Raw genomic sequence first — 25,975 nt, forward strand, 5'->3', positions numbered from 1 at the left:
AGAGCCGTTATAGAGCCTATCAACGGCTCTGCTTACGCAGCAAATAAACAAAATACGGCGCACCGATAAACGTCGCCAATAGCCCGGCTGGAACCTGATCCGGGAACAAAATCATTCTCCCGCACCAGTCCGCCGCGACCATCAGCATCCCACCGAATAACGCCGACATAATCAGCTGCGGCATTGCACGCCGGAAACCTAACATCCGAGCGATATGCGGAGCCATTAAGCCGACAAAACTCAACGGGCCAACGGTCATGGTTGCGGCAGCAGTTAATGTTGCGGCCAGCAAAAGCAAAGCAAAACGCGATGGCGTCAGCGCCATACCAATTGCCCGTGCGGTCGCGCCACCTAATGGCAGAATCATCAACCAGCGGCGGCAAAGCGGTGTCAGCGCGAATAAGATAACCATCAGGATCAGCGTTCTGACAGCCTGATCACCGGTCACGTTGTACGTTGAACCGGAAATCCAGGTGAGTATTCCCGCCATACGCGGATCGCCGCTTGCCATCAACAGCATCAGCAACATGGTAAACGCGGTACTCAGCGCCATTCCGGCCAGCAACATGCGCTGTGGGGAAAAACCGCCACGGCTGGCAGTGACCATAATCACCAGTAGCGTCACCGCAGCCCCCAGACTGCCCGCCGGGAATAACCAGCCGAAGGCATTTCCAGGCACAATAAACAGCATCACCACCACACCAAATGCCGCACCAGAACTGATGCCCAGCACTTCCGGGCTTGCCATCGCGTTACCGGTTAAACGCTGAATCACGCTCCCGGCGACGGCCAACATCATGCCCGCTGTGAGGGCTGCCATCACACGCGGCCAGCGCCACTGCAATAGGTCGTGGAATAACGAACCACTCACCCAGTTCCAGCCCTGTACGTCGCGCCCCATCGTCAATGCGGTGACGATAACCAACGCTAACACGCCGATGCCCATCAACACCCACCAGAGCAGATGCTGACGCTCAACCGGAACGTTATCGCCCTGGTTCATGGCAGGCGTACCCACCGTTCGCAGACGCGGCAGCAGCCAGAGCAGCAACGGCGCACCAATCAAAGCCGTCACGGTGCCGGTAGAAATTTCACGCCATGCGCCGGTGAGCCAGATAACGGATTGATCCGACAGCCAGAGAATTAATGCCCCGATAAGCGGCGCGAGGAATAGCCGAGCCACCAGGCGACGCGCCCCCAGCATTTTCGCCAGAAGCGGCGCGAACAGGCCGATAAAACCGATAATCCCCACCGCATTGACCAGCAATGCGCTAATGGCAATCGCTAACACCAGCGTCGCGAGACGCACCATGGAAAGCGCCAGGCCAAGATTACGCGCCACGCCATCGTCAAGCCCCATCAATGTGAGCGGGCGCAGCAACAGAAGCGTCAGTAACAAACCACCCACCAGGCGCGGCCACAGGCCATTCACGATATCCCAGTCCTGCTGGTTCAACGAACCGGTGCTCCACAGGAACATGTTCTGCAACTGGTCGTGGTGGAAAATCGCGAGTAATTGATTCACCGCGCCGCAATACAGGCTCAGTACCAAACCCGCGAGGATGAGCGTCACAGGGGATAAACGTTTACCCCAGGCGACACCGAATACCAGTAAACCGACGACGCCCGCGCCCACTAAGGCCGCAAATTGTTGCGTCGCGAATCCACCGGGCAGCGCCCACAGCGTCGCGACGGTCACGCCGAGCTGCGCTCCACTCGCCACGCCAAGCGTGGTGGGTTCCGCAAGGGGGTTTCGCAGCACTTGTTGGAATAGCACGCCCACCAGCCCTAACCCTGCCCCGACCAATAAGGAAATGGCCAGGCGAGGCAACAAGCTGTAGTGGAATAACATCTGATTGATGTCATCGATATTTGGCTGCCACCAGGCGGATGCCCACAGGGCTGATGGAAGTTGGGCCTTGAGATTGTGCAGCGTCAGCGCGCAGGCAATCACAAACAGCAGCGATAACAAGATCGCCGGGAACACAGCATGACGATGTTTCACGCCTGGCTCCCTATGGCTTTCGCCAGCGTATTCGTGAAGCTCATGGCGGACAGCGTTGCGCCATAAAGCCAGACCGGAGGGACTCGCTGGAAACGATTCTGGCGCACGAAAGGCATCGCATTCCACAACGGAGTAGCGGTCACGCGGGCCATTTCAGCATCGTTGTTATGATCAAAACAGATGACGTCGGCGTCTTTCACTTCGGCTAAACGCTCCAGGCCAACCACCGCGCTGCCCCAGAAGTTAGTTTCACCAGACCAGGCGTTTTTCACTCCGAGCAAATCCATCACCTGTTGGAACAGGCTGTTTTTGCCGATGATCAGCGCATGGCGGGAATCTAATAATGTCATCAATAAAACGGGTTTATCACCCCGCCCGGCAAAGCGGGGCTTCATCTGCTCGATAAACTGGTCAAATTTCAGTAGGTGATCTTTTGCTGCCTGCTGCATCCCCAGTTTTTCGCCCAGTTCTGTCAGAGACTTGCGAGCGACAGTCAGCGGTTTGCCTGAGCCATCGTTAAAACTAAAACCTAGACCGGGTGCGATGCGCGCCATTTTTTCAGGTGCCGGGCCGTAGCCTGCGGAATAGAGAATCAGCGACGGTTTTAGCTGGGTGAGAAGCTCGAGATTAGGTTCAGTTCGCAGCCCAACGTCGATAATGCCATCAGGCAATTTTGGCTCGCCGACCCAGGCTTGATAATTGGCGATATCGGCCATCGCATAGGGTTTTACGCCCAGCGCCAGCATCAGTTCAACGGGCAACCATTCCAGCGCGACAATGCGATGAGGGTCAATTGAGGCCGCGTGAGAATTGCCCATTTTGAGCAGCAACGGCGAGAGCGCGAGTGCCACCAGTAGCTGGCGACGGCTCATTGAAGGATTAATCAATTCACTCATTAGTAAACAAAGCTCACGGGAGCCGCACCCGCAGGATGTGGCAGAATGCCCATCGGAATACCGTAAATCTTCTCCAGCGTTTCGCTTTGCATTAATTGGGCAGGGGTTCCCTGAGCAATCATTTCACCGCCACGCAGCGCCACCAGGTTATCGCAATAGCGGGCGGCCATATTGATGTCGTGCAGTACGGCAATCACCGTCAGGCCGCGTTCCTGGCTCAGGCGATGGATAAGCGCGAGGACGTCAACCTGATGGGCAATATCCAGCGCCGACGTTGGTTCATCCAACAGCAGGCAGCGGCTGTCTTGTGCGACTAACATCGCAATCCATGCCCGCTGGCGTTCGCCACCGGAAAGGCTATCAACCAGACGATGGGCAAAAGGCTTCAGGCCAACCAGCGTAATCGCCTCTTCAACCAGTTCCCTGTCCGCCACGCCAAAACGGCCCAGCGCGCCGTGCCACGGATAGCGACCAATCGCCACCAGCTCGCGCACGGTCATGCCCTCTGCTGCCGGAAGTTGCTGCGGTAAATAAGCGACTTTGCGCGCAAATTCTTTGCTGCTCCAGCTATCCAGCGGTTGGTCGTTAAGATTGATTTCCCCGGCAGAAGATTTCTGATGGCGGCCAAGCATTTTCAGCAGCGTCGATTTCCCCGATCCGTTATGCCCAATCAAACCCGTCACTTTTCCTACAGGAAAGGTGATAGACAGCGGATGGAGGAGCGTGCGACCGGGTACACGGAAAGTAACGTCAGTGAGGCTAAACGTGGTATCGGGTTGAAGGTGTTTGTCCTGCATGGGAGCCATCTTTGTTGATGGGCACGGCGAACCGTGCCCGAATACACTTAGAAGCGGAATGTTGCAGTCGCAACAACCTGGCGCTCTGCGCCCCAGAAGCAACCATAGGTTTCAAAGCAGCTGGCAACGTATTCACGGTCAAGCAGGTTGTTCACGTTTACCGCGATGCTTGAACCATTCAGACCGAAACGACCGAGGTCATATTTGACCACTGCGTCCAGCACCGCTGCGCTGCCGACTTTAAAGGTGTTAGCCGGGTCGCCGTAGCTTGAACCAATGAAGCGACCGCCCGTACCCAGAGTCAGACCACTCAGCACGCCATCGTTGAAGGTGTAATCACCCCACAGCGAAGCCATGTGTTCTGGCACTTGCGCAGGGGTGTTGCCTTGCAAGTTGGTGTCCTTGGTGTACTCCGCATCGGTATAGGTATATGACGCGGTGACGTTGATGTTGGCATTGAGAGCGGCTTTCGCTTCCAGTTCCACACCACGCGCACGAACTTCACCCGCTGGAACCTGGTTCAAAGCATTTGTTGGGTCAGCCATCAGCGTATCAGACTTGGTCAGCTGATAAACCGCACCGGTAATCACCACCGGCATATCTTTCGGCACATACTTCACGCCCGCTTCGTATTGCTCACCTTTGGAAGGTTCATAAGCGACACGTGGCGTGCTGTACAGGCTAAAGGCGTTAGGCTCGAAAGACTGGCTGTAGCTGATGTATGGTGAAATACCGTTATCAAACAGGTAGTTCACACCGCCACGCCAGGTAAATTGTTTGTCGTTACGCTCGATGTAACCGTTGTCGCTGCGCACCGTGGTCGCTTGCTTAGACCAGTCGTAACGACCGCCCAGCGTAAGCACCCATTTGTCCCACTCAGCCTGATCCTGAACGTAAAGGCCAGTTTGCTCGCTTTCGTTCATCTGATAAGGCACAGCTTCGCCGAAATCAACCGGTTCCATTGGCGGCAGATTATTCAAATCCAGCGGAGGAGCATTACCAAACAAGGCGCTGATATCGTTGCGCATACGCGAGTAATCCACACCGGTTAACAGGGTGTGTTCAACTGCGCCAGTCGCGAAGTTGCTTTGCAGTTGGGTATCGACGCTAAAGTTTTGCAGACGTTCTTTATCAACAACTGTGCCGCGGCCCAAATAGTGTGACTGCTGCTCTGGTGACAATGCCTGACAGTAAACGTTGAAGGCATTCATGCTGTTGTTACACAGCCCGGTGCCGTATGCGCTTTGCTGATCCACTTTCATCTCAGCGAAACGCAGGTTCTGACGCACGGTAAAGGTGTCGTTAAAGCCGTGTTCGAAGCTGTAACCGACCATTTTCTGGTTACGGGAATAGCTGTTGTTCGTGGCACCTTCATTGAAATCGGTTGGCAGGTGACCGCCGCCTGGCAGTGGTTCAACCGTCCCTTCTTTTGGCAACCAGCCGTAATAACCGGTTTCTGGCTCATTCTGGAAATAGGACAAGAAGGTGAAATTAGTCTTGTCATCCGGACGCCATGAGAAAGAAGGCGCGATGGCATAACGCTGCGATTCTGCACCCTGCTGCTGTTCGTTACCTGAACGCGCAACACCGGTCAGGCGGTAGGAATACACGCCATCGTCGTCCAGCGCGTCGCTGAAATCAAAACCAGTCTGGAACAGGCTGTCTGTGCCCATTTTAAACTGAACTTCATGAAGCGGTTCTGTGGTCGGGCGCTTGCTGACCATAGAAACGATACCGCCCGGGCTGCTTTTTCCGTACAACACGGAAGTCGGGCCGCGCATCAGTTCTACACGTTCCAGCATATAAGGGTCGATGACAGCATCGTTATAGAAATCGCCCTGCATTTTCAGGCCATCCAGATAGTTGTTCTGGTTCAGGCCAACAGAGGAAAAGCCACGAATGATAACAAAATCATAGGTGTTCGAAGCGCCACGGCTGCTTACTGTCACGCCGGGGGTGTAACCCAGAGCTTCTTTCACCGACTGGAACTGATGCATCTGCATCTCTTCGTTGGTGACAACCGAAATAGACTGCGGTGTCTTTTCGATTGGGGTGTCTGTTTTAGTCGCGGTCGCGCTGCGTTTAGCCGCGATAGTTGGGGACGGGCCCCACGCGCTTTCATCAGCCGCAGCGTTTGCGGAAACGGTGATGGTGTCTTCTTTAGTTGTTGTGTTGTCTGCTGCAAAACTTGATGCACTCACACCGCTCACGGTGGCCGCAACAAAAAATGCAAGTTTACGGAGAGAGGTGTTGACTGGTTGTCCAGTTCTTAAACGCGCCATTATGGTTTCTCTGATGAAGTGACGAATGATAACGTAAACGATAATTATTATTATGCCCGCAGAATAATAGACGAAACGGAAAGTGCATAGCAAGCAGATCACACCCCTAACGAGTGCGAGGGAATAATAATTAACCAGAGTAATTGCATGGACTTAACAAAAAAGAAAAGCCCCCGTTACAAACGGAGGCTTTTTCAGAATACAGCGAGGATTAGTTACCGCCGAACATGTCCTTAATCCACCCAGCAACGCCATCACTTTTTTCTGGCTGTTGCTGTGGTTGTTGCTGTTGTTGCTGCGGCTGCTGTTGTTGTTGTTGAGGCTGCCCCTGCGACTGGCTAAACGGATTGTTGTTTTGCTCAGCCTGCTGGCTTTGCTGACACAAACCGTCTGGATTCGTCGTCCACACTGGCAACGTACGATCGCCACCACCGCCGCACTGGAAGTAACCCGCGCTATCCACACTCATATCGACGATATCTTCCGGTGGATTGAGCACCAACGGAATTGGCGTCTGGTTAGCAAGGTAGCGCTGATACAACGACATCGCACCGCTTGCACCGTACAGCTTGGTCGGCTGGTTGTTATCACGCCCAACCCAGGTAATCGCCACTTCTTTGCCATCAATACCGGCAAACCAGGTATCGACGTTATCGTTGGTCGTCCCCGTTTTACCTGCCAGATGCAGGTTCGGATATTTGCCACCCAACGCACGCCCTGTACCGCGAGCCATAACCTGCTGCATGGTAAACAGCGTCATATACGCCGCCTGAGGTGGAACAGCTTGTTCGGCCTGCGGGAAGCTTTGATACAACACGGTACCGTCTTCAGCAATTACCGAACGTAACGCCGACAGCGTTGCTCGATTACCGCCGCTGGCAATGGTCTGGAACGCCTGAGCCACTTCGATTGGCGTCAGGTTCAGCGCCCCCAGCAACATAGCCGGAACCGGGTGCAACTGGTTCTGCGGCACGCCGAGTTTGACCCAGGTGTCGGTTACGGCTGGCAAGCCCAGCGCCATACCCAGGTTGACGGTTGGCACGTTCATCGAACGCGTCAGCGCGTCCACGAGCATGACCTTGCCGCTCTCGCTGTAGCGACGGTCATCGTTTTGCGGCGACCACACTTGTCCGTTTGGCTGTTTCAGCGCGATTGGTGCATCGGCAATCCAGGTATTCAGGCGGTACGCATCCGGCTGGCTTAGAGCCGTCAGATAAGTCGCAGGTTTTGCCAGAGAACCAATGGATCGACGCGCCTGCATCGCACGGTTAAAGCCTGCAAATTGCGTTTCTGCCCCGCCGACCATGGCACGAACTTCGCCGGTCGAACGGTCAACAATCACCATGGCCGCTTCGAGATCTTTGAGCTTACGGGAGGCACGCAGTACCGGAACCCCTTCGCTCACCGCTTTTTCTGCCGCATCCTGGGAAACGGAGTCAAACGTAGTAAAGATCTTCACGCCAGACAGGTCTTTAACTTTATCGCCAAGTTTTGTCTGGAGTTCGTTACGCACCATCTGCATAAACGCAGGCTGTGGCGAAATCACACCACCACGCGGTTGCACACCCAGCGGGCGAGCACTCAGCATGTCGTACAATTCCTGGTCGATCACCTTCTGCTCTTGCAGCAGGCGCAACACAAGGTTACGTCGCTCCAGCGCCAGTTTCGGGTTACGCCACGGGTTGTAAATCGACGCTCCTTTCACCATACCCACCAGCAATGCTTGCTGGTCGAGGCTCAGTTCTTCAACCGGGCGACCGAAATAGTACAGGCTCGCCAGTGGGAAGCCGCGAATTTCGTTATCGCCGCTCTGGCCGAGATACACTTCGTTCAGGTACAGCTCAAGAATGCGATCTTTGCCGTAACGCGCATCCATGATCAACGCCATGTACGCTTCGTTCGCTTTACGCCAGTAAGAGCGTTCGCTCGACAAGAACAGGTTCTTAACCAACTGCTGCGTCAGCGTACTCGCGCCCTGCACGGTACGACCGGCAGTGAGGTTAGCCAGCACCGCACGACCGATAGAGTAGAAGCTGATGCCATCGTGCTCATAGAAATGACGGTCTTCAGTGGCAATCAGGGTATCAACCAACAGTTCCGGGAAACCGGTGCGCGGCACAAACAGACGCTGCTCGCCATTCGGCGAAGACAACATAGTGATCAGGCGCGGATCCAGACGGAAGAAACCGAAGCTACGGTTGTTGTCCATATTCTGGATAGAGTCCAGATGGTCGCCATCAAACACCAGACGTGCGCGGATCTGCCCTTCTTTACTGTCAGGGAAATCGAACGGACGACGGATCATCTCGATGCTATTGCCCTGCACCGTAAACTCACCAGGACGCGTCATTTTAGTTACCTGACGGTACTGAGTCGCTTCCAGTAGGTTGACCATCTCTTTTTTGCTGTACGGCATATCCGGCTCAAGGTTCACCATACGGCCATAAACTGCCGCCGGGAGCTGCCAGACTTTGCCATCAATGCGCGTGCGAATCTTCTGGTCAAGGTAGACGCCGTAAATCACAAACAGCACCACGAAGACCACAAACAGTTTTACTAAGAACCACAACCAGCGGCGCTTTTTACGTGGCGGACGGCCATTGCCGCTGCCTTTTCCTTTACGTGGCGGCATCGGTTCCTCGTCATCGTAATCATCGTCATAATCCGCGTCGTATTCCTCTTCCCGGACTCGACGACGGCTGACTTTCTCTTTTGCGGGACGTGAAGGTTTGCCTTTACGTCCAATAGGTTCGCGGTCATTCCCCGCCATTGCTTTCTCCACCAAAATAAGGCGCACGGCCTGATTTTCCTTTCTTTCGCTAAACGCAAAAGAGGAAATCTCTCAAAGTTATTGGTACTTTTTAGTGCGCCGCGTTGGCAGCGCATCTGCTGGCGAATCCGGCCAGACGTGCTTTGGATAACGTCCTTTCATCTCTTTTTGCACTTCCCGGTATGCACCGTTCCAGAATGCGGTTAAATCACGCGTTATCTGCAAAGGGCGCTGCGCCGGGGAGAGCAGTTCCAGAACCAGCGGCACACGACCATCGGCAATCACCGGTGTTTGTGCCTCGCCAAACATTTCTTGCATACGAACCGCAAGAACAGGCGGGTTTTCATCGTCATAGCGAATCGCTATCTGGCTTCCGGTCGGCACAGTGTAATGAGTTGGCAGCGCACTATCCAGACGTACGCGCGCGTTCCAGTCGAGCAAGTTCTGTAACGCACGTGTGACATCAATGTTTTTTAATGCCCGCAGCGAGTGTACACCATGCAGTTCAGGTAATAACCAGCGATCTAGCTCTCCCAGCAAGGCGTTGTCTGAAACTTCAGGCCATTGCAGTTCGGGCAGCCATTTTGCCGCACAGGCCAGACGTGTTCTGAACTGTTGCGCCTGAGGCGACCAGTTCAAAACGGCCAGACCCTTATCACGAATGCCGTTAAGCATCGCCTGATGCAGCTCGTCTTCGGATGGTTTTGCCAGTGGCTGAACTTTCAGCACCAGTTTACCGATTTGCATGCGACGAAACGCTTTCAGCGTGCCTTGCGTTTCATCCCATTCCACGGAGTCGCTTTGGGTTAGCAGCGCCGGACACTGCGCCGCAAGCGCGTCGATGTCCAGAGGAATGGCCTGCAAAATACGGGCGTCGGGCGTATTGCTCCCCTGCAACAATAGCGGCGCTAACAGCCATTCATAACGCGTTAGCGGATCGTCCTGGTTGAGCATCGCCCCCATGCCGTTGGCTAACTGGTAACGGCCATCCAGGCCCCGACGGCGAGCGATTCTGTCGGGGAAGGCCTGCGCCAATAACGGTGCGGCAAGAGAAAAATCGGCTTCGCCGCCACGGCTGTTCAACCTTTTTAATAATTGCCCGCTGCGCTGCTGCCAGTTTTCCTGACGACGGCTAAACACGTTCCGCAAATCGCTGTCCTGGCCTCGCGGTGGCTCTTCAAGAATCGCCGTCAGGCGGGCAGCCGTCGCCTGTTCATCTGCCGTTTTCGCATTGACTAACATGGCGGCGAAACGCGGGTCATTACCGAGACTCGCCATTTTCTGGCCTGTAGACGTAAGTCGGTTTTGCTCATCAAGCGCGTTGAGCTGGCGTAATAAAGTGCGCGCAGCCGCAATATTGGCGGCAGGCGGCGTATCAAGCCAGGTCAGTTGATTCAGGTCTGAGCAGCCCCATTGCAGTAAATCGAGCAGCAAACCGGAGAGGTCACTTTGCAGGATTTCCGGCTCGCTTTGAGCGCTCGCACGCTCAGCCTGCTCGGCGCTGATAAGATGTAAACAAATCCCAGGCTCCAGACGCCCTGCTCGCCCAGCACGCTGAATCATCGACGCCTGGCTAATACGCTGAGTGATAAGGCGCGTTAACCCGGTGCGCACATCAAAACGGGCAACGCGCTCTTGCGCGCAGTCCACGACCAGACGAATGCCTTCGATGGTCAGACTGGTTTCGGCGATATTGGTCGCCAGTACCACTTTGCGCATGCCGTTCTGCGCAGGCAAAATCGCTTTGCGCTGCTCGCCCAAAGGCAATGCACCATATAACGGACAAAGCTGAACATCGCTTGCGACGCGCTCTTGCAGTTGCTGCGCGACACGCTGAATTTCACTCACACCGGGCAAAAACAGCAACAACGAGCCTGACTCTTCACGCAGCAAATTCGCCACCGCAATGGCGACGGCTTCATCAAAACGTTGGTGAGTCGAAAGCGGGCTGTAGCGACGATCTACCGGAAATGCCCGTCCTTCAGAACTGATAACCGGCGCTTGAGGTAAACATTGCTGCAAGCGTGAGTTATCAAGCGTTGCGGACATAATCAGGAGTTTAAGATCGTCACGTAACCCTTGTTGCACGTCGAGTAACAGCGCCAGCGCCAGATCGGCTTGCAGACTGCGTTCGTGGAATTCATCGAGGATAACCAGCGCCACCCCGGTGAGTTCAGGATCGTGCTGAATCATGCGCGTCAAAATACCTTCGGTCACGACTTCAAGCTGCGTATTTGGCCCTACACAGGTTTCGGCACGCATCCGGTAGCCGACTGTTTCACCGGGCTTTTCACCCAATAATTCTGCCAGACGCTGTGCAACATTACGTGCCGCCAGGCGACGAGGTTCCAGCAGTAAAATGCGTCCACCTAAGTTTTCCTGCTGTAAAATCTGCAACGGCAACCAGGTTGATTTACCGGCACCCGTTGGCGCGCTCAGTAAAACCTGCGGCGCGTTTTGCAAGGCGTTAAGAATATCGGGTAGCACTGCGGCAACCGGTAATGACGACACAGACGGCTCCAAACGGGTATGATGCGAAGTTCGCTATTGTAGCATTACGACAAGACATTATTGAGAGAACCAATATGGCTGAGACTCGCCGTCTGTTTTTTGCCCTTGAGCTACCCAAAGAGGTGCAACAACAGATTATCCACTGGCGCGCCACACAGTTCCCTGAAGATACCGGACGCCCGGTGGCCGCCGAAAACTTGCATCTGACGCTGGCCTTTTTGGGTGATGTCAGTGCGGATAAACAAAAAGCGTTGAGCCAACTCGCCGGGCGCATTCGACAGAAAGGTTTTACCCTGGCGATAGACGATGCCGGGCAATGGCTGCGCTCGAACGTTGTGTGGATTGGCCCGCGTCACGCACCTTTAGGATTAATTCAACTGGCGAATATGTTACGTTCCCAGGCGGCGCGTAATGGCTGTTACCAAAGCCCGCAGCCGTTTCATCCGCATATCACGCTCTACCGCAACACGCCGCGAGCAGTCACCATCCCACCCGCTAATTTTCGCTGGCAGTTTAAGGTCGATGAATTTGCCCTGTATGAGTCTGTATTCAGACAGGGCCGCACTCGTTACCAGGAATTACAACGCTGGACACTAAGTAATAAGGAAGAGTGAATGGAATTTACCCCGCCGTTGCAGCAGGCCACGCTGATCAAACGCTACAAACGTTTTCTGGCTGATGTGGTAACTCCGTCTGGTGAAGAATTGACGTTACATTGCCCAAACACAGGGGCAATGACCGGCTGTGCAACGCCCGGCGACACTGTTTGGTATTCCACGTCTGATAGCCCGACCCGCAAATATCCTCACACCTGGGAAATAACACAGACGCAAAACGACGAGTTTATTTGTGTGAATACGTTGCGCGCAAACGCCGTCGTGAAGGAGGCGCTAAGTACAGAAAGCATCGCGGAATTAACGGGTTACACCACCATCAAAAGCGAAGTGAAATACGGCGCTGAGCGCAGCCGCATTGATTTTATGTTACAAGCAGATTGCAAGGTTAACTGCTATATTGAAGTGAAATCAGTCACGTTATCACAACAAGGATGTGGCTATTTCCCAGACGCTGTCAGCCTCCGTGGCCAGAAGCATTTGCGGGAATTGATGAGCGTGGTTTTGCAGGGCGAACACGCAGTATTGCTGTTTGCAGTATTGCATTCTGCTATTACTCAAGTGTCCCCGGCACGCCACATCGACGCAAAATACGCGCAACTGTTATACGAGGCGCAACAGTGCGGAGTTGAAATAATTGCTTATAAGGCCGAACTTTCTGCCCGAGGGCTTACTCTAATTTCGCCGTTGCCTGTCTGTTTATAATTTCTTAATAAAGAGCAGTTAACGTTTGTCTGTTTTGTGTGCTGGCGGCTCGCGTAAATACGCTTTTCTTCACAGGGTTGTCAAGAGAGGAATTTATATAATTGCCATCCTGAAAAGCATCTGCTATTTATAGCGGCCTGATTTTCCCCCGAACAGGGGACCGATAGTGCGTGTTAAGGAGAAACAACATGCAAGAAGGGCAAAAGCGTAAAACATCGTCCCTGAGTATCCTCGCCATCGCTGGGGTGGAGCCATATCAGGAGAAAGCGGGCGAAGAGTATATGAACGAAGCCCAGCTGTCGCACTTCAAGCTAATTCTTGAAGCCTGGCGTAGCCAACTTATGGATGAAGTTGATCGCACGGTGACGCATATGCAAGACGAAGCAGCAAACTTCCCGGACCCGGTAGACCGTGCAGCCCAGGAAGAAGAGTTCAGCCTCGAACTGCGTAACCGTGACAGGGAACGTAAACTGATCAAGAAAATCGAGAAGACTCTCAAGAAAGTAGAAGACGAAGATTTCGGCTACTGCGAATCTTGTGGCGTTGAAATCGGCATCCGCCGCCTCGAAGCTCGCCCGACAGCTGATTTGTGCATTGATTGCAAAACGTTGGCAGAAATCCGCGAAAAACAAATGGCTGGCTAACAGCTCGCGATTTCATCACTTTCAAAGGCGGGAGTCTCTCCCGCCTTATTCATTTCTAGCTCCCTGAAAAATGACCACATCTCACTACATTGGGCGCTTTGCACCCTCGCCTTCGGGTGAACTCCATTTCGGTTCGTTAATTGCCGCACTCGGCAGTTATCTACAAGCTCGCTCAAAACACGGCCAATGGCTGGTGCGCATCGAAGATATCGACCCGCCGCGTGAAGTTCCTGGCGCCGCCGCGACCATATTGCAGCAATTAGACCATTACGGTTTGCATTGGGATGGCGAGGTTTTATGGCAATCACAACGCCATGAGGCTTATCGTGAAGCCCTTTCGTTTTTACAACAGCAAGGTTTGAGTTATTACTGCACCTGTACTCGCAGCCGAATTCAACAAATCGGCGGGTTTTACGATGGCCATTGCCGCACGCTAAATCACGGGCCAGATAATGCGGCACTGCGTTTTGTGCAGCGCCATCCGGTATTAAGTTTTGAAGATAAACTATACGGAACGTTAATTGCTGACGCCCCCCTGGCGCGTGAAGATTTTATCATTCACCGTCGTGATGGGTTATTCGCGTATAATCTTGCTGTAGTGGTAGATGATAATTTCCAGGGCGTGAGCGAAATTGTGCGCGGTGCCGATTTAATTGAGCCAACCGTTCGACAAATTTCGCTGTATCAACAATTTGGCTGGAAGGTTCCAGATTACGTTCATTTGCCTTTGGTGCTTAATGAACATGGCGCAAAATTATCGAAGCAAAACCACGCGCCAGCCCTTCCACAAGGCGATCCGCGTCCCGTAATCCATGCTGCGCTAACATTTTTGAATCAGCCGGAAATCGCTCATTGGCAAGATTTGACGTTGAGTGAGTTGCTCACTCAAGCGGTACAAACCTGGTCGCTGAAGGCCATTGTGCCAGACTCGTCGTGAATACGTCGTTCTCAAATGCCACACACTGAGCTATGATTAGCCGCTGTTTTTTTTGTCCCTATGATTGACACTGCCGAGGTGTACTATTTTTACCCGAGTCGCTAATTTTTGCCGCAAGGTGCTTAACCGCGATGACGTCGTGGTCGAGGAGAATGAAGATCTCCCGCAAATCACGGTAATTCCGCGTGACCAGCACGCTCTGTCCCGCAAAGATATCAGTGAAAATGCCCTCAAGGTGCTCTATCGTCTGAACAAAGCAGGCTATGAGGCTTACCTCGTGGGTGGCGGTGTTCGTGACCTTTTGCTTGGCAAACGCCCGAAAGACTTTGACGTCACCACCAGCGCAACACCGGATCAGGTTCGTAAACTGTTCCGCAACTGCCGCCTGGTTGGCCGCCGCTTCCGTCTGGCTCACGTCATGTTTGGGCCGGAAATCATTGAAGTCGCCACTTTCCGTGGGCATCACGAAGAGCAGAAGTCTGATAAGCAGACTTCCCAGACCGGCCAGAACGGTATGTTGCTGCGCGACAACATCTTTGGTTCTATCGAAGAAGATGCCCAGCGCCGTGATTTCACCATCAATAGCCTCTATTACAGCGTGGCTGATTTCTCAGTGCGTGATTATGTCGGTGGCCTGCGTGATTTACGCAACGGCGTTATCCGCTTAATTGGCGACCCTGAAACCCGCTATCGCGAAGACCCGGTGCGTATGCTGCGTGCTGTGCGTTTCGCCGCCAAGCTGAATATGACGATTAGCCCGGAAACCGGCGAGCCGATTCCGCGTTTAGCTACCCTGATTAATGACGTGCCCCCTGCCCGCTTGTTTGAAGAGTCCCTGAAACTTCTGCAAGCTGGCCACGGTTACGCGACCTACGAATTACTGCGTGAATATCACCTGTTCCAACCATTATTCCCGACTATCACCCGCTACTTTACCGAGCAAGGTGACAGCCCGATGGAGCTCATGATTGCTCAGGTGCTGAAGAACACCGATAACCGTATTCATAACGATATGCGCGTTAATCCGGCCTTCTTGTTCTCCGCAATCTTCTGGTATCCGCAGCTTGAGATGGCTCAGAAGCTGACTCAGGAAAGCGGCCTTGCTTATATGGACGCATTCGCACTGGCAATGAATGAAGTGCTGGATGAAGCCTGCCGTGCGCTGGCTATTCCTAAACGCATTACCACACTGGTGCGTGATATCTGGGGCTTGCAGCTTCGCCTGTCGCGCCGCCAGGGCAAACGCGCATGGAAACTGATGGAGCATCCTAAGTTCCGTGCGGCGTACGATTTGCTGGCACTGCGTGCCGAAGTGGAAAACAACAGCGAACTCCAACGCCTGACCAAATGGTGGGGTGAATTCCAGGTCGCAGCGCCCCCTGCGCAAAAAGATATGCTTGATGTGTTAGGGGATGAACCAGCGGCTCGCCGTCGCCATCGCCGGCCGCGTAAACGTGCACCGCGTAGCGGAGGAAGTGCATGACACTGGCGTTTATCGCCCTTGGCAGCAACCAGGCGTCACCGCTTGAGCAAGTGACTCACGCGCTTGACGCCATTGCAACCATTCCGCAAAGCCGGGTGGTTGCTATTTCCTCTTTCTACCGCACCCCGCCACTCGGCCCGCAAGACCAACCTGATTACTTAAATGCTGCCGTCGCACTAGAAACTGAACTGTCTGCGGAAGACTTACTGGCTCATACTCAACGTATTGAGTTAGAGCATGGTCGTGTGCGCAAAGCAGAACGTTGGGGGCCGCGTACGCTCGATCTCGATATTATGCTGTTCGGTAATCTGACTATCGCCACACCTACGCTTACCGTGCCGCATTACGATATGAAAAACCGCGCATTTATGCTGGTTCCGCTGCTGGAAATTGCGCCTGAATGCGCGTTCCCTGGTGGACAACGCGTGGCTGACGTTTTAAAACACCTCTCCCAGGATGGGATTAGTTTGTGGTAACCAGGGACGTGTTCATTTAATTAATATCATTCCGGGACTGCCATGAAACCAACCACCATGTCTCAGTTGCGCCAGTGGAAACAGGCTCAACGCAAATTCGCGACAATCACCGCCTACGATTTCAGCTTTGCAAAACTGTTTGCCGATGAAGGCATTGGCGTGATGCTGGTTGGCGATTCGTTAGGGATGACCGTTCAGGGCCACGACTCCACTCTGCCCGTCACCGTGCAGGATATTGCCTACCACACACGCGCCGTGCGCCGTGGTGCGCCAAATTGCCTGCTGCTGGCCGACCTGCCGTTTATGTCTTACGCCACGCCTGAACAAACCTTTGCCAACTCCGCCGAACTGATGCGCGCCGGTGCCAATATGGTCAAGCTTGAAGGCGGTCGTTGGCTGGCTGACACTGTCAAAATGCTGACCGAGCGTGCCGTTCCCGTTTGCGGGCATTTGGGTCTGACGCCGCAATCGGTCAACATTTTCGGTGGCTATAAAATTCAGGGACGTGATGAGGCTGCTGCGCAAACGCTGTTTGATGATGCCGTCGCTCTCGAAGCCGCAGGAGCACAACTGTTAGTGCTCGAGTGCGTGCCGGTTGCACTGGCGAAACGCATTACTGACGCGCTGACCATTCCGGTTATCGGCATCGGTGCAGGCAACGTCACTGACGGGCAGATTCTGGTGATGCATGATGCATTTGGCATTACCGGCGGCCATATTCCAAAGTTTGCGAAAAACTTCCTCACCGGAACCGGTGATATGCGCGCTGCGGTGCGACAGTACATTTCCGAAGTTGAGTCCGGCACCTATCCAGGTGAAGAACACAGTTTCCACTGACAGGAGAAGGGTTGTGTTGATTATCGAAACCATACCGCTGTTACGTCAGCAAATTCGCCGCTGGCGCCAGGAAGGCAAACGCATCGCGCTGGTGCCGACGATGGGCAACCTGCATGACGGCCATATGAAGCTGGTCGATGATGCCAAAAGCCGCGCCGATGTGGTGGTCACCACTATTTTTGTTAATCCAATGCAGTTTGACCGTCCGGATGATTTAACCCGCTACCCGCGCACCTTGCAGGAAGATTGCGAAAAGCTCAACCGTCGCAAAGTGGATTTGGTATTTGCACCTGCTCCTGCCGATATTTACCCGCAAGGCCTGGATTCTCAGACCTTTGTCGAAGTGCCAGGCCTCTCGACAATGCTTGAAGGCGCAAGTCGCCCTGGGCATTTCCGTGGCGTTTCGACCATCGTCAGCAAGCTGTTTAATATGGTGCAGCCTGACATCGCTTGCTTCGGCGAAAAAGACTTCCAGCAAGTCGCCGTGATCCGCAAAATGGTGGCGGACATGGGCTACGACATTGAAATCATCGGCGTGCCAACGGTGCGTGCAAAAGATGGCCTGGCGCTGAGTTCACGTAATGGTTATCTGACCGCCGAGCAGCGCAAAATCGCGCCGGGTTTGCACAAGGTGATGCAGTCAATTGCCGATAAACTGCGTGCCGGTGAGCGTGATACCGAAGAGATGCTGGCGATTGCCGCAACCGAGCTTAACGAAAAAGGTTTCCGCTCCGACGACCTGCAAATCCGCGATGCCGATACCCTGCTGGAGCTAAATGTTGAAAGCAAACGCGCTGTTGTTTTAATGGCCGCGTGGCTGGGTCAGGCGCGTTTGATTGATAATATTCAGGTCGAACTGGCGCAGTAGACAGCGTCATAAAATCGGGCAATACTGCCCGACTAAATTCCGGTGGCAAGCACTCTGGCTTGCTGCTTACGTAACTCTAGTGATGAAGGTTTAAGCTATGATACGCACCATGCTGCAAGGCAAACTTCACCGTGTCAAAGTGACGCAGGCGGATTTGCACTATGAAGGCTCCTGCGCCATCGATCAGGACTTCCTTGAGGCGGCAGGCATTCTGGAATATGAAGCCATTGATATTTATAACGTCACCAACGGTAAGCGTTTTTCAACTTACGCTATCGCTGGCGAACGTGGTTCTAAAATCATTTCGGTAAATGGCGCCGCGGCACACTGTGCTGATGTTGGTGACATTCTGATTATCGCCACTTACGTCACCATGCCGGATGAGCAAGCGCGTAGCTGGCAGCCAAAAGTGGCCTATTTCGATGGCGATAACGACATGAAACGCCTGGCGAAAGCCGTACCGGTTCAGGTGGCATAACCCCTGAGTTTTAGTAAGAAAAAGACCTGCTTTATTAAGCAGGTCTTTTTTTGTCTCAAGACTGCGGCTGGTTACTGATAAGCCGCGACATCGTTTCCAGCGAATCAGTACGCAGAATATAAAGCCGTTTTAGCAAAAACGGATTATCTCCCGGTTTCACCTTCCCGCGCACCGTTGTCACCGCCATATGGAACCCCGCATCATTCGCGGCTTGTACCGCTTTATCGTTGTAGCCGCCAAACGGATACGACAGGTATAAAACATGCGGATTAAACTGGGCCAGCGCGCGTCTTGAATGCTCAAAATCGAGCAGAATATTGCGATAGGTTCGGCGTAAAAGTGTCGGCTGGCGGTTGGCGTCAACGCGATGCAAAAAATGCGTATGCGACTGGATATCAAACACATCCTGACTGCCCTGCAATTCCGAGAGACTCATAAATTGCAGCGATTTTGGATTCCAGAGTTGCGGGTGCGCTTTTATGCGCGACGAAATAATAAAGGACGTTGCTTTAAAACCGTACTCTTTAAGAATTGGGTAAGCGTAGCGATAAACCGATTTCAGGCCATCATCAAACGTAATCACCACCGCCCGCGCTGGCAGGTTCATGCGGTTACGCACATAGCCCTCAAGCTGGTACATCGTGAGTGTGGTGTAACCCGTATCGCGCAGCCAGGTCATTTGGTTACTAAATGCAACAACCGAGGTAGTGGTTGAGGTATGACGGAAGCGGGTGTTCTCTTCATCGCGCAAGATGTGGTGATAGGTCAGCACCGGAATGCCGTTATCGGGCTGCGCATCAAGGCTGCTGACATACCCAAGACGGTTGCCAATCCGAATTTGATACCAGGTCTGGTTTAAACGGTCTTTCAGTTTAGCAATGATCGGATAACGCAAATTATCTGCCAGCGTGCCAAACGGTGCGCTGCCGTTGTCGGGTGCGTTGTATACCGTGACATCGCGGAAAGTGACCAGATTCTGATTACTGAGCGGCTTGTTCAAATCACCCAATCGGTCTTCGACGCGCTGTTTCCCCGACACCGGCTCGAGGTGGGTTTTATCAATAAAACCGGTACCAAAACCGAAACTAAACTCATAATAATCCGCGGCAATTGGCACGACGGCCAGTATTTGCCCTTCCTCAATTGTGCCCACAGAAATGACTTTGTCCCCAACCTGCGCCCAGATATCGGCGTCTTCGGTGGTCTGCATGTATTGCGCGGGGGTGTGATGGCTGCTGAGCAGGCTGGCATTCGCACTGCTGCCACAAATGAGCATCAACACGGAAAAAAGAAGGCGAGTTAGCATAACGAGTTTGATTGCACTGAGTGTCTCAATGGCGGAAAGAGTCGCCATTCTAACAAAAGATCACTCAATACCAATCTTTCAAATCAATATTGGTGGAGTAGGACGAACGGGGGATTCTTTTGTTGTTGATGCCAAAGGCTGGTGATATCACCGCCCCCCTGCTCAACAATACGGTCGCGAAATTGTTCGCTGGTCAGCGTTTCACGCTGGGCGCGCATCGCAAATAACGTGGGAAGCGTGACGCCAGAAATCACCTCGCAATGAGAATGTTGGTGGCTCATCAGCGCCGCAGTACGGTATGGCGCCGCACCGGTTTGGTCGGTCAGAAAAATAACGCCATCGCCGGAGTCGCAGTTATACAACGCATCGCACATCATCCGGCTCAGCATATTGGTGCTCAGCCCTTTCCAGTAATTCACCGCGCAGCATTGCGGCTGCGGGCCAAAACGTCGCTCGATTGCATCCAGCATATCCTGAGCATAATAGTCATGACCGGCAATAACCCAACCTAACATGGCGTTCTCCTTTTCGCAGAGCGCAAGTGTGCCAGAGCGAAAAGTAAGCTCCCTGATGCTAATCAAAACTGAGTAAGAAAATTCTTCGATAACCCCCCATTTCGGGGGTATCGATATTAGCTGCGCAGGCCGCGACCGCGTTGAATCAGATACCAGCACAGAATGTAGAAGGCCAGGATAAAGCCCACCAGCACTGCAACGGTAAACAACAGCGGCACGTCATTGATGCCGAGGAAACCATACCGGAAGCCGCTAATCATATACACCACCGGGTTAAGGTGAGACAGCGCTTTCCAGAAGGGTGGCAACAATGAAAGAGAGTAGAACACGCCGCCTAAATAGGTCAGCGGAGTCAGCACGAAGGTGGGAATCAGGCTAATGTCGTCAAAGGTTTTGGCAAACACAGCGTTCAGCAAACCGGCCAGCGAGAACAAAATGGCGGTCAGTAACAGCGTCAACGCGACAAACAGCCACGAGTGAACCTGGAATGGCACGAAGAACAATGAAACAGCCGTCACCAGAATGCCAACACACAGGCCACGCGCCACGCCACCGCCAACATAGCCCGCGATGATAATGTGGGTTGGCACCGGAGCCACCAGCAACTCTTCAATATTGCGCTGGAATTTGGCGCTAAAGAATGAAGAAGCCACGTTGGCATAAGAGTTGGTGATCACCGCCATCATGATCAAACCCGGCACGATAAATTGCATGTAGGTGAAACCATGCATGGAGCCGATCTGCGAGCCAATCAGATTACCAAAGATAATAAAATACAACGTCATGGTGATGACTGGCGGCACCAAAGTTTGAATCCAGATACGCGTGAAACGGTGAATTTCTTTGGTCCAGATACTTTTTAACGCGACCCAATAGAGATGCATCATGCCTTTCCTCCTTTCGGGCCGTTAACCAGCGTGACGAACAACTCTTCCAGACGGTTAGCTTTGTTACGCATACTTAACACCTGAACTCCTTGCGAGCTTAACTGGCTGAATACGCTATTAATCCCTTGCTCACGCAGCACTTCCACTTCAAGTGTTGAGGTGTCCACCAGGCGATACTGGTAGCCATCGAGTTTGGGCAGCGGGCTTTTCGGCGCAAGATCGAGAATAAACGTTTCTGATTTCAGCTTTGAAAGTAATGACTTCATCGAGGTATTTTCTACCAGCTCGCCGTTTTGAATAATGCCGATATTGCGGCACAGCATTTCTGCTTCTTCAAGGTAGTGAGTGGTCAGAATGATGGTGGTGCCTTTATCGTTCAGATCTTTCAGGAAGCCCCACATAGAACGGCGAAGTTCGATATCAACACCCGCCGTTGGCTCATCGAGGATCAGCAGTTTTGGCTCGTGCATTAAGGCACGGGCAATCATCAAACGGCGCTTCATGCCGCCGGATAACATACGTGCACGTTCGTTGCGTTTTTCCCACAGATCGAGCTGTTTCAGGTACTTTTCGCTACGCGCGATGGCATCAGCACGTTCGACGCCGTAATAACCCGCCTGATGCACCACAATTTGCTGCACGGTTTCAAACGGGTTGAAGTTAAATTCTTGCGGCACCAGTCCGAGCTGACGTTTGGCGTTAACCACGTCTTTTTCCAGGTCGTAACCAAACACACGAACCCGGCCAGAAGTTTTATTAACCAGCGAACTGATGATACCGATGGTGGTAGATTTCCCTGCGCCATTCGGCCCCAGCAGCGCATAAAAATCACCTGCTTCAACACGAAGATCTATGCCACGTAGCGCCTGAACACCGCCAGCATAGGTTTTCGTTAACTGTTCCAGTTCTAATGCAATTGTCATGGATATACGGTTACCTTGTCCGGTACAAAAAAGTTAAGCTGTTTAAAAATTATTTCAGTTGCACTATCAGTTGCCCTATATTACCTCAACGCACTTCTTCCGTTACAGGTTGTTAACTTCCATGAAAGACATAGATACCCTCATCAGCAATAACCAGGTCTGGTCAAAACTGATGGAGGACGAAGACCCGGGCTTTTTCGAACGTTTGTCTCAAGCCCAAAAGCCTCGCTTCTTGTGGATTGGCTGTTCTGATAGTCGTGTACCCGCAGAGCGTCTGACCGGCCTTGAGCCTGGCGAGTTGTTTGTTCACCGCAATGTCGCAAACCTGGTTATTCATACGGACTTGAATTGCCTTTCCGTTGTGCAGTATGCGGTTGATGTTCTTGAAGTTGAACACATTATTATTTGCGGTCACTACGGATGTGGCGGTGTACAAGCGGCGGTTGAGAACCCGGACTTAGGGCTTATCAACAACTGGTTGCTGCACATTCGCGATATCTGGTTCAAGCATAGTTCGCTACTGGGAGAACTCCCACCGGAGCAGCGCCTGGACACACTTTGCGAGCTGAATGTGATGGAGCAGGTTTATAACCTCGGTCATTCCACCATTATGCAGTCTGCGTGGAAACGCGGGCAAAAAGTGACAGTTCACGGTTGGGCTTACGGTATTCACGATGGTCGCCTGCGCGATTTAGAAGTCACCGCTACCAGCCGAGAATCGCTGGAGCAAGGTTACCGCAGCGGGATTTCAAACCTGCAAAACTCTCATATCAGCCATAAGAATAGAACACCTTCGCAGTAAGTCAGATAGCAAAAAGGGCCTTAAAGGCCCTTTTTTAATGAATGCTACCGACTTATTCGTCCAGCAGAACCACTTTGCCGACGTACGGCAGATGGCGATAACGCTGAGCGTAATCAATACCATAACCCACTACGAACTCGTCAGGAATGGCGAAACCCACCCACTCCACGTTCACGTCAACTTCGCGGCGTTCCGGTTTATCCAGCAGCGTACAAATCGCCAGTGACTTTGGCTCACGCAGGCTCAGGATCTCACGCACTTTGCTCAAGGTATTACCGGAGTCGATAATATCTTCGACGATCAGCACATCTTTACCGCGAATATCCTCATCAAGATCTTTCAGGATTTTCACATCACGGGTGGTAGACATGCCGCTGCCGTAACTCGATGCGGTCATAAAATCGACTTCGTGGGGCACTTGCACTTCACGGCACAGGTCCGCCATGAACATAAACGAGCCACGCAGCAGGCCAACCAGCACCATATCACTACCGCTATCACGATAATGTTCAGTGATCTCACGACCCAGTTCAGCGATACGGGCTTTGATCTCCGCTTCGGGGATCATCACTTCAACAGTATGTTTCATAGTTATAACCATATGATTTAAAAATAAATCATTCGATGTCGGTTAAATATCAGCCAACACAAAATATTCAGGCCAGCAGTATAACAGCAAAACCCATTCCCGTGCCCAATTGGTAAAAAAGCCATTTATGTGATGAATATCACACTTGTTAATAACTATAATGAATTGCTATCAAACTTTTAAGAGCGTGATAATTGTGAAAACAAATAACAGTGGTTCGCGAGTCATCGCAACCTTAACAGTCCTGTTTGCGGTACTGAGCGGGCTGTATTTATTTATTGGCGGGATATGGTTAGTGGCAATTGGTGGGTCCTGGTACTACCCAATTGCAGGCGCGGTGATGCTCATCACCGCATGGTTACTTTGGCAACGTAAAGCTCTGGCACTTTGGATTTATGCCGCATTACTGCTTTGCACCGTCGCGTGGTCTGTCTGGGAAGTCGGTTTCGATTTCTGGGCATTAACCCCGCGTTTAGACGTTCTGTTCTTCTTCGGCGTGTGGTTACTGCTGCCGTTTGTGTACCGTCAGCTGATTAAGCCATCAGCGGGTGCGGCTCCGGCATTGGGCGCGGTATTAGTCATCACCGTGATTGGGCTGGTCTGGGCGGTATTTAACGACCCACAAGAGATCAACGGCACGCTCAGTGCTGATGCTCAAACGCATCCGGCGGCGAGCGCCACCATTCCGGATGCCGACTGGCCTGCGTATGGTCGCAACCAGGAAGGCCAACGCTACTCTCCTTTGAAGCAGATCAACGATAAAAACGTCGGTGAGCTTAAAGAAGCGTGGACCTTCCAGACCGGTGATGTGAAACGCGCAAGCGATCCAGGTGAAATCACGAACGAAGTGACCCCGATTAAAATCCGCGACACGCTGTACCTGTGTACTGCGCACCAGCAATTATTTGCGCTGGATGCAGCCACCGGTAAGCAGAAGTGGAAGTTCGATCCGCGTCTGGATACCAACCCTTCATTCCAGCACGTGACCTGTCGTGGCGTTTCTTACCACGAAGCGAAAGCGGCTAACTCAAGCCCGGATGTGGTTTCAGACTGCCCACGTCGAATCATTCTTCCGGTGAATGATGGCCGCCTGTTTGCGATTAATGCCGATAACGGTCAGCTCTGCGAAAGCTTTGCTAACAAAGGCATTCTGAATCTGCAAACCAACATGCCGGTCACCACACCTGGTATGTATGAGCCAACTTCACCGCCCATCATCACCGATAAAGTGATCGTGATTGCAGGTGCTGTGACGGATAACTACTCGACGCGCGAGCCGTCTGGTGTGATTCGTGGGTTTGATGTGAACAGCGGCAAGCTGCTGTGGGCATTCGACCCGGGTGCGAAAGACCCGAATACCGTTCCGGGCGATGAACACCACTTCACCATTAACTCACCAAACTCCTGGGCACCTGCGGCCTACGACGCGAAGCTTGATTTGGTGTACCTGCCGATGGGTGTTACCACTCCCGATATCTGGGGCGGCAACCGCACACCGGAACAGGAGCGTTATGCCAGCAGCATTCTGGCGCTGAACGCCACCACCGGCAAACTGGCCTGGTCTTATCAAACAGTTCACCATGACCTGTGGGATATGGACATGCCGTCGCAGCCAACGCTTGCGGATATTACCGTTAAAGGCGAAACCGTTCCGGTTATCTATGCGCCTGCGAAAACCGGTAACATTTTTGTGCTCGACCGTCGTGACGGCAAACTGGTGGTTCCGGCTCCGGAAAAACCAGTGCCACAAGGTGCTGCGAAAGGCGATTACGTGACGCCAACTCAGCCGTTCTCGGATTTGAGTTTCCGTCCGAAGAAAGACCTGAGCGGTGCGGATATGTGGGGTGCCACGCTGTACGACCAGATGGTCTGCCGCATTATCTTCCACAAGCTGCGCTATGAAGGCATTTTCACACCGCCATCTGAGCAAGGCACACTGGTATTCCCTGGGAACCTGGGAATGTTCGAATGGGGTGGGATTTCGGTTGACCCGAATCGTCAGGTTGCGATTGCTAACCCAATGGCACTGCCGTTTGTTTCCAGGCTGATGCCACGCGGTCCTGGCAACCCGATGGAGCCGCCGAAAGATGCCAAAGGTTCAGGCACTGAAACGGGCATCCAGCCACAGTACGGCGTACCGTATGGCGTGACGCTGAATCCGTTCCTCTCTCCGTTTGGTTTGCCGTGTAAGCAACCGGCGTGGGGCTACATTTCTGCGGTAGATTTGAAAACCAACGATGTGGTGTGGAAGAAACGTATCGGTACTGTTCGCGACAGCTCACCGCTCCCACTGCCGTTTAAAATGGGGATGCCGATGCTTGGCGGCCCCATTTCTACCGCCGGGAACGTGTTGTTTATTGGCGCAACCGCAGATAACTACCTGCGTGCGTACAATATGAGCAACGGTGACAAGCTGTGGGAAGCACGCCTGCCAGCTGGTGGGCAGGCAACGCCGATGACTTATGAAGTGAATGGCAAACAGTACGTGGTCATTTCCGCGGGCGGCCATGGTTCGTTTGGAACGAAGATGGGCGATTACATCGTCGCTTACGCTTTGCCGGACGACGCTAAGTAAAAAACTGTCGGGTGGCACTGCGCTTATCCGACCGACGAAACTGGCGGATGAACAGACTTCTGTTCATCCGCCTTT

General features: G+C 53.0%; 21 protein-coding genes and 1 pseudogene. 11 read left to right on the forward strand and 11 right to left on the reverse strand.

Annotation, left to right across the window (positions count from 1 at the left end; genetic code table 11):
- Positions 1-19 precede the first annotated feature (19 nt).
- The 6 genes from fhuB to hrpB form a co-directional block, all read right to left on the reverse strand.
- Positions 20-2,005, reverse strand: coding sequence for a Fe(3+)-hydroxamate ABC transporter permease FhuB (fhuB, locus tag DY231_RS19030; RefSeq protein WP_115630767.1), 1,986 nt, complete (start codon positions 2,003-2,005; stop codon positions 20-22).
- Positions 2,002-2,892 carry a Fe(3+)-hydroxamate ABC transporter substrate-binding protein FhuD gene (gene fhuD / locus DY231_RS19035; RefSeq protein ID WP_256682720.1) on the reverse strand — a complete coding sequence of 297 codons (891 nt, stop codon included), beginning with the start codon at positions 2,890-2,892 and terminating at the stop codon, positions 2,002-2,004. The genes fhuB and fhuD overlap by 4 nt, the downstream gene beginning before the upstream one ends.
- An 8-nt stretch (positions 2,893-2,900) precedes the next feature.
- Positions 2,901-3,800, reverse strand: coding sequence for a Fe3+-hydroxamate ABC transporter ATP-binding protein FhuC (fhuC, locus tag DY231_RS19040; protein ID WP_370511337.1), 900 nt, complete (start codon positions 3,798-3,800; stop codon positions 2,901-2,903).
- Entirely contained in the window at positions 3,746-5,980 is a 2,235-nt protein-coding gene (gene fhuA / locus DY231_RS19045; protein WP_115630773.1) for a ferrichrome porin FhuA, read from the reverse strand. Before fhuA ends, fhuC begins: the two co-directional genes overlap by 55 nt.
- A 211-nt stretch (positions 5,981-6,191) precedes the next feature.
- Positions 6,192-8,750 (reverse strand): bifunctional glycosyl transferase/transpeptidase, encoded by a 2,559-nt coding sequence (gene mrcB / locus DY231_RS19050; RefSeq protein ID WP_115631897.1) that lies wholly within the window; start codon positions 8,748-8,750, stop codon positions 6,192-6,194.
- Between the two features lie 78 nt (positions 8,751-8,828).
- On the reverse strand, positions 8,829-11,261 hold the full coding sequence (gene hrpB, locus DY231_RS19055) for an ATP-dependent helicase HrpB (RefSeq protein WP_115630775.1): 2,433 nt from the start codon (positions 11,259-11,261) through the stop codon (positions 8,829-8,831).
- Positions 11,262-11,335: 74 nt separating this feature from the next.
- On the opposite strand from hrpB, the gene thpR reads away from it, so the two are divergent.
- The 9 genes and pseudogenes from thpR to panD all read left to right on the forward strand — a co-directional run bounded on the left by thpR (position 11,336) and on the right by panD (position 18,303).
- Positions 11,336-11,875 (forward strand): RNA 2',3'-cyclic phosphodiesterase, encoded by a 540-nt coding sequence (gene thpR, locus DY231_RS19060; RefSeq protein WP_115630777.1) that lies wholly within the window; start codon positions 11,336-11,338, stop codon positions 11,873-11,875.
- Positions 11,876-12,580 carry a DNA/RNA nuclease SfsA gene (gene sfsA, locus DY231_RS19065; RefSeq protein ID WP_115630779.1) on the forward strand — a complete coding sequence of 235 codons (705 nt, stop codon included), beginning with the start codon at positions 11,876-11,878 and terminating at the stop codon, positions 12,578-12,580.
- 188 nt (positions 12,581-12,768) lie between these two features.
- Positions 12,769-13,224 carry an RNA polymerase-binding protein DksA gene (gene dksA / locus DY231_RS19075; RefSeq protein WP_034493443.1) on the forward strand — a complete coding sequence of 152 codons (456 nt, stop codon included), beginning with the start codon at positions 12,769-12,771 and terminating at the stop codon, positions 13,222-13,224.
- 70 nt (positions 13,225-13,294) lie between these two features.
- Positions 13,295-14,190, forward strand: a pseudogene (gene gluQRS / locus DY231_RS19080) (tRNA glutamyl-Q(34) synthetase GluQRS).
- Positions 14,191-14,246: 56 nt separating this feature from the next.
- Positions 14,247-15,644: a polynucleotide adenylyltransferase PcnB gene (gene pcnB, locus DY231_RS19085; protein WP_218568350.1), complete on the forward strand. Its 1,398-nt coding sequence runs from the start codon at positions 14,247-14,249 to the stop codon at positions 15,642-15,644.
- Positions 15,641-16,120 carry a 2-amino-4-hydroxy-6-hydroxymethyldihydropteridine diphosphokinase gene (gene folK, locus DY231_RS19090; protein WP_115630783.1) on the forward strand — a complete coding sequence of 160 codons (480 nt, stop codon included), beginning with the start codon at positions 15,641-15,643 and terminating at the stop codon, positions 16,118-16,120. Before pcnB ends, folK begins: the two co-directional genes overlap by 4 nt.
- 42 nt (positions 16,121-16,162) lie before the next feature.
- Positions 16,163-16,957, forward strand: coding sequence for a 3-methyl-2-oxobutanoate hydroxymethyltransferase (gene panB, locus DY231_RS19095; protein WP_115630785.1), 795 nt, complete (start codon positions 16,163-16,165; stop codon positions 16,955-16,957).
- A gap of 13 nt (positions 16,958-16,970) precedes the next feature.
- Positions 16,971-17,825, forward strand: a complete 855-nt coding sequence (gene panC / locus DY231_RS19100; protein ID WP_115630787.1) for a pantoate--beta-alanine ligase — start codon at positions 16,971-16,973, stop codon at positions 17,823-17,825.
- A 97-nt stretch (positions 17,826-17,922) separates the two neighbouring features.
- On the forward strand, positions 17,923-18,303 hold the full coding sequence (gene panD, locus DY231_RS19105) for an aspartate 1-decarboxylase (protein ID WP_115630789.1): 381 nt from the start codon (positions 17,923-17,925) through the stop codon (positions 18,301-18,303).
- A gap of 55 nt (positions 18,304-18,358) precedes the next feature.
- On the opposite strand, the gene DY231_RS19110 is transcribed toward panD, so the two are convergent.
- The 4 genes from DY231_RS19110 to DY231_RS19125 form a co-directional block, all read right to left on the reverse strand.
- Positions 18,359-19,609, reverse strand: coding sequence for a polysaccharide deacetylase family protein (locus DY231_RS19110; protein ID WP_115631898.1), 1,251 nt, complete (start codon positions 19,607-19,609; stop codon positions 18,359-18,361).
- Between the two features lie 83 nt (positions 19,610-19,692).
- Positions 19,693-20,124, reverse strand: coding sequence for a PTS sugar transporter subunit IIA (locus DY231_RS19115; RefSeq protein WP_115630791.1), 432 nt, complete (start codon positions 20,122-20,124; stop codon positions 19,693-19,695).
- A gap of 116 nt (positions 20,125-20,240) precedes the next feature.
- Positions 20,241-21,011, reverse strand: coding sequence for an ABC transporter permease (locus DY231_RS19120; protein WP_034493435.1), 771 nt, complete (start codon positions 21,009-21,011; stop codon positions 20,241-20,243).
- Entirely contained in the window at positions 21,008-21,934 is a 927-nt protein-coding gene (locus DY231_RS19125; RefSeq protein WP_115630793.1) for an ABC transporter ATP-binding protein, read from the reverse strand. Before DY231_RS19125 ends, DY231_RS19120 begins: the two co-directional genes overlap by 4 nt.
- Before the next feature lie 121 nt (positions 21,935-22,055).
- Between DY231_RS19125 and can the strand changes: the two genes are divergently transcribed.
- Positions 22,056-22,736 (forward strand): carbonate dehydratase, encoded by a 681-nt coding sequence (gene can / locus DY231_RS19130; RefSeq protein WP_034493430.1) that lies wholly within the window; start codon positions 22,056-22,058, stop codon positions 22,734-22,736.
- A 52-nt stretch (positions 22,737-22,788) separates the two neighbouring features.
- On the opposite strand, the gene hpt is transcribed toward can, so the two are convergent.
- Entirely contained in the window at positions 22,789-23,325 is a 537-nt protein-coding gene (gene hpt / locus DY231_RS19135; protein ID WP_034460899.1) for a hypoxanthine phosphoribosyltransferase, read from the reverse strand.
- A gap of 160 nt (positions 23,326-23,485) precedes the next feature.
- Here hpt and DY231_RS19140 point away from each other — a divergent pair, with 160 nt between their 5' ends.
- Positions 23,486-25,900 (forward strand): glucose/quinate/shikimate family membrane-bound PQQ-dependent dehydrogenase, encoded by a 2,415-nt coding sequence (locus DY231_RS19140; RefSeq protein ID WP_370511338.1) that lies wholly within the window; start codon positions 23,486-23,488, stop codon positions 25,898-25,900.
- Positions 25,901-25,975 lie beyond the last annotated feature (75 nt).

This window comes from Buttiauxella agrestis, from assembly GCF_900446255.1.
Classification (GTDB): domain Bacteria; phylum Pseudomonadota; class Gammaproteobacteria; order Enterobacterales; family Enterobacteriaceae; genus Buttiauxella; species Buttiauxella agrestis.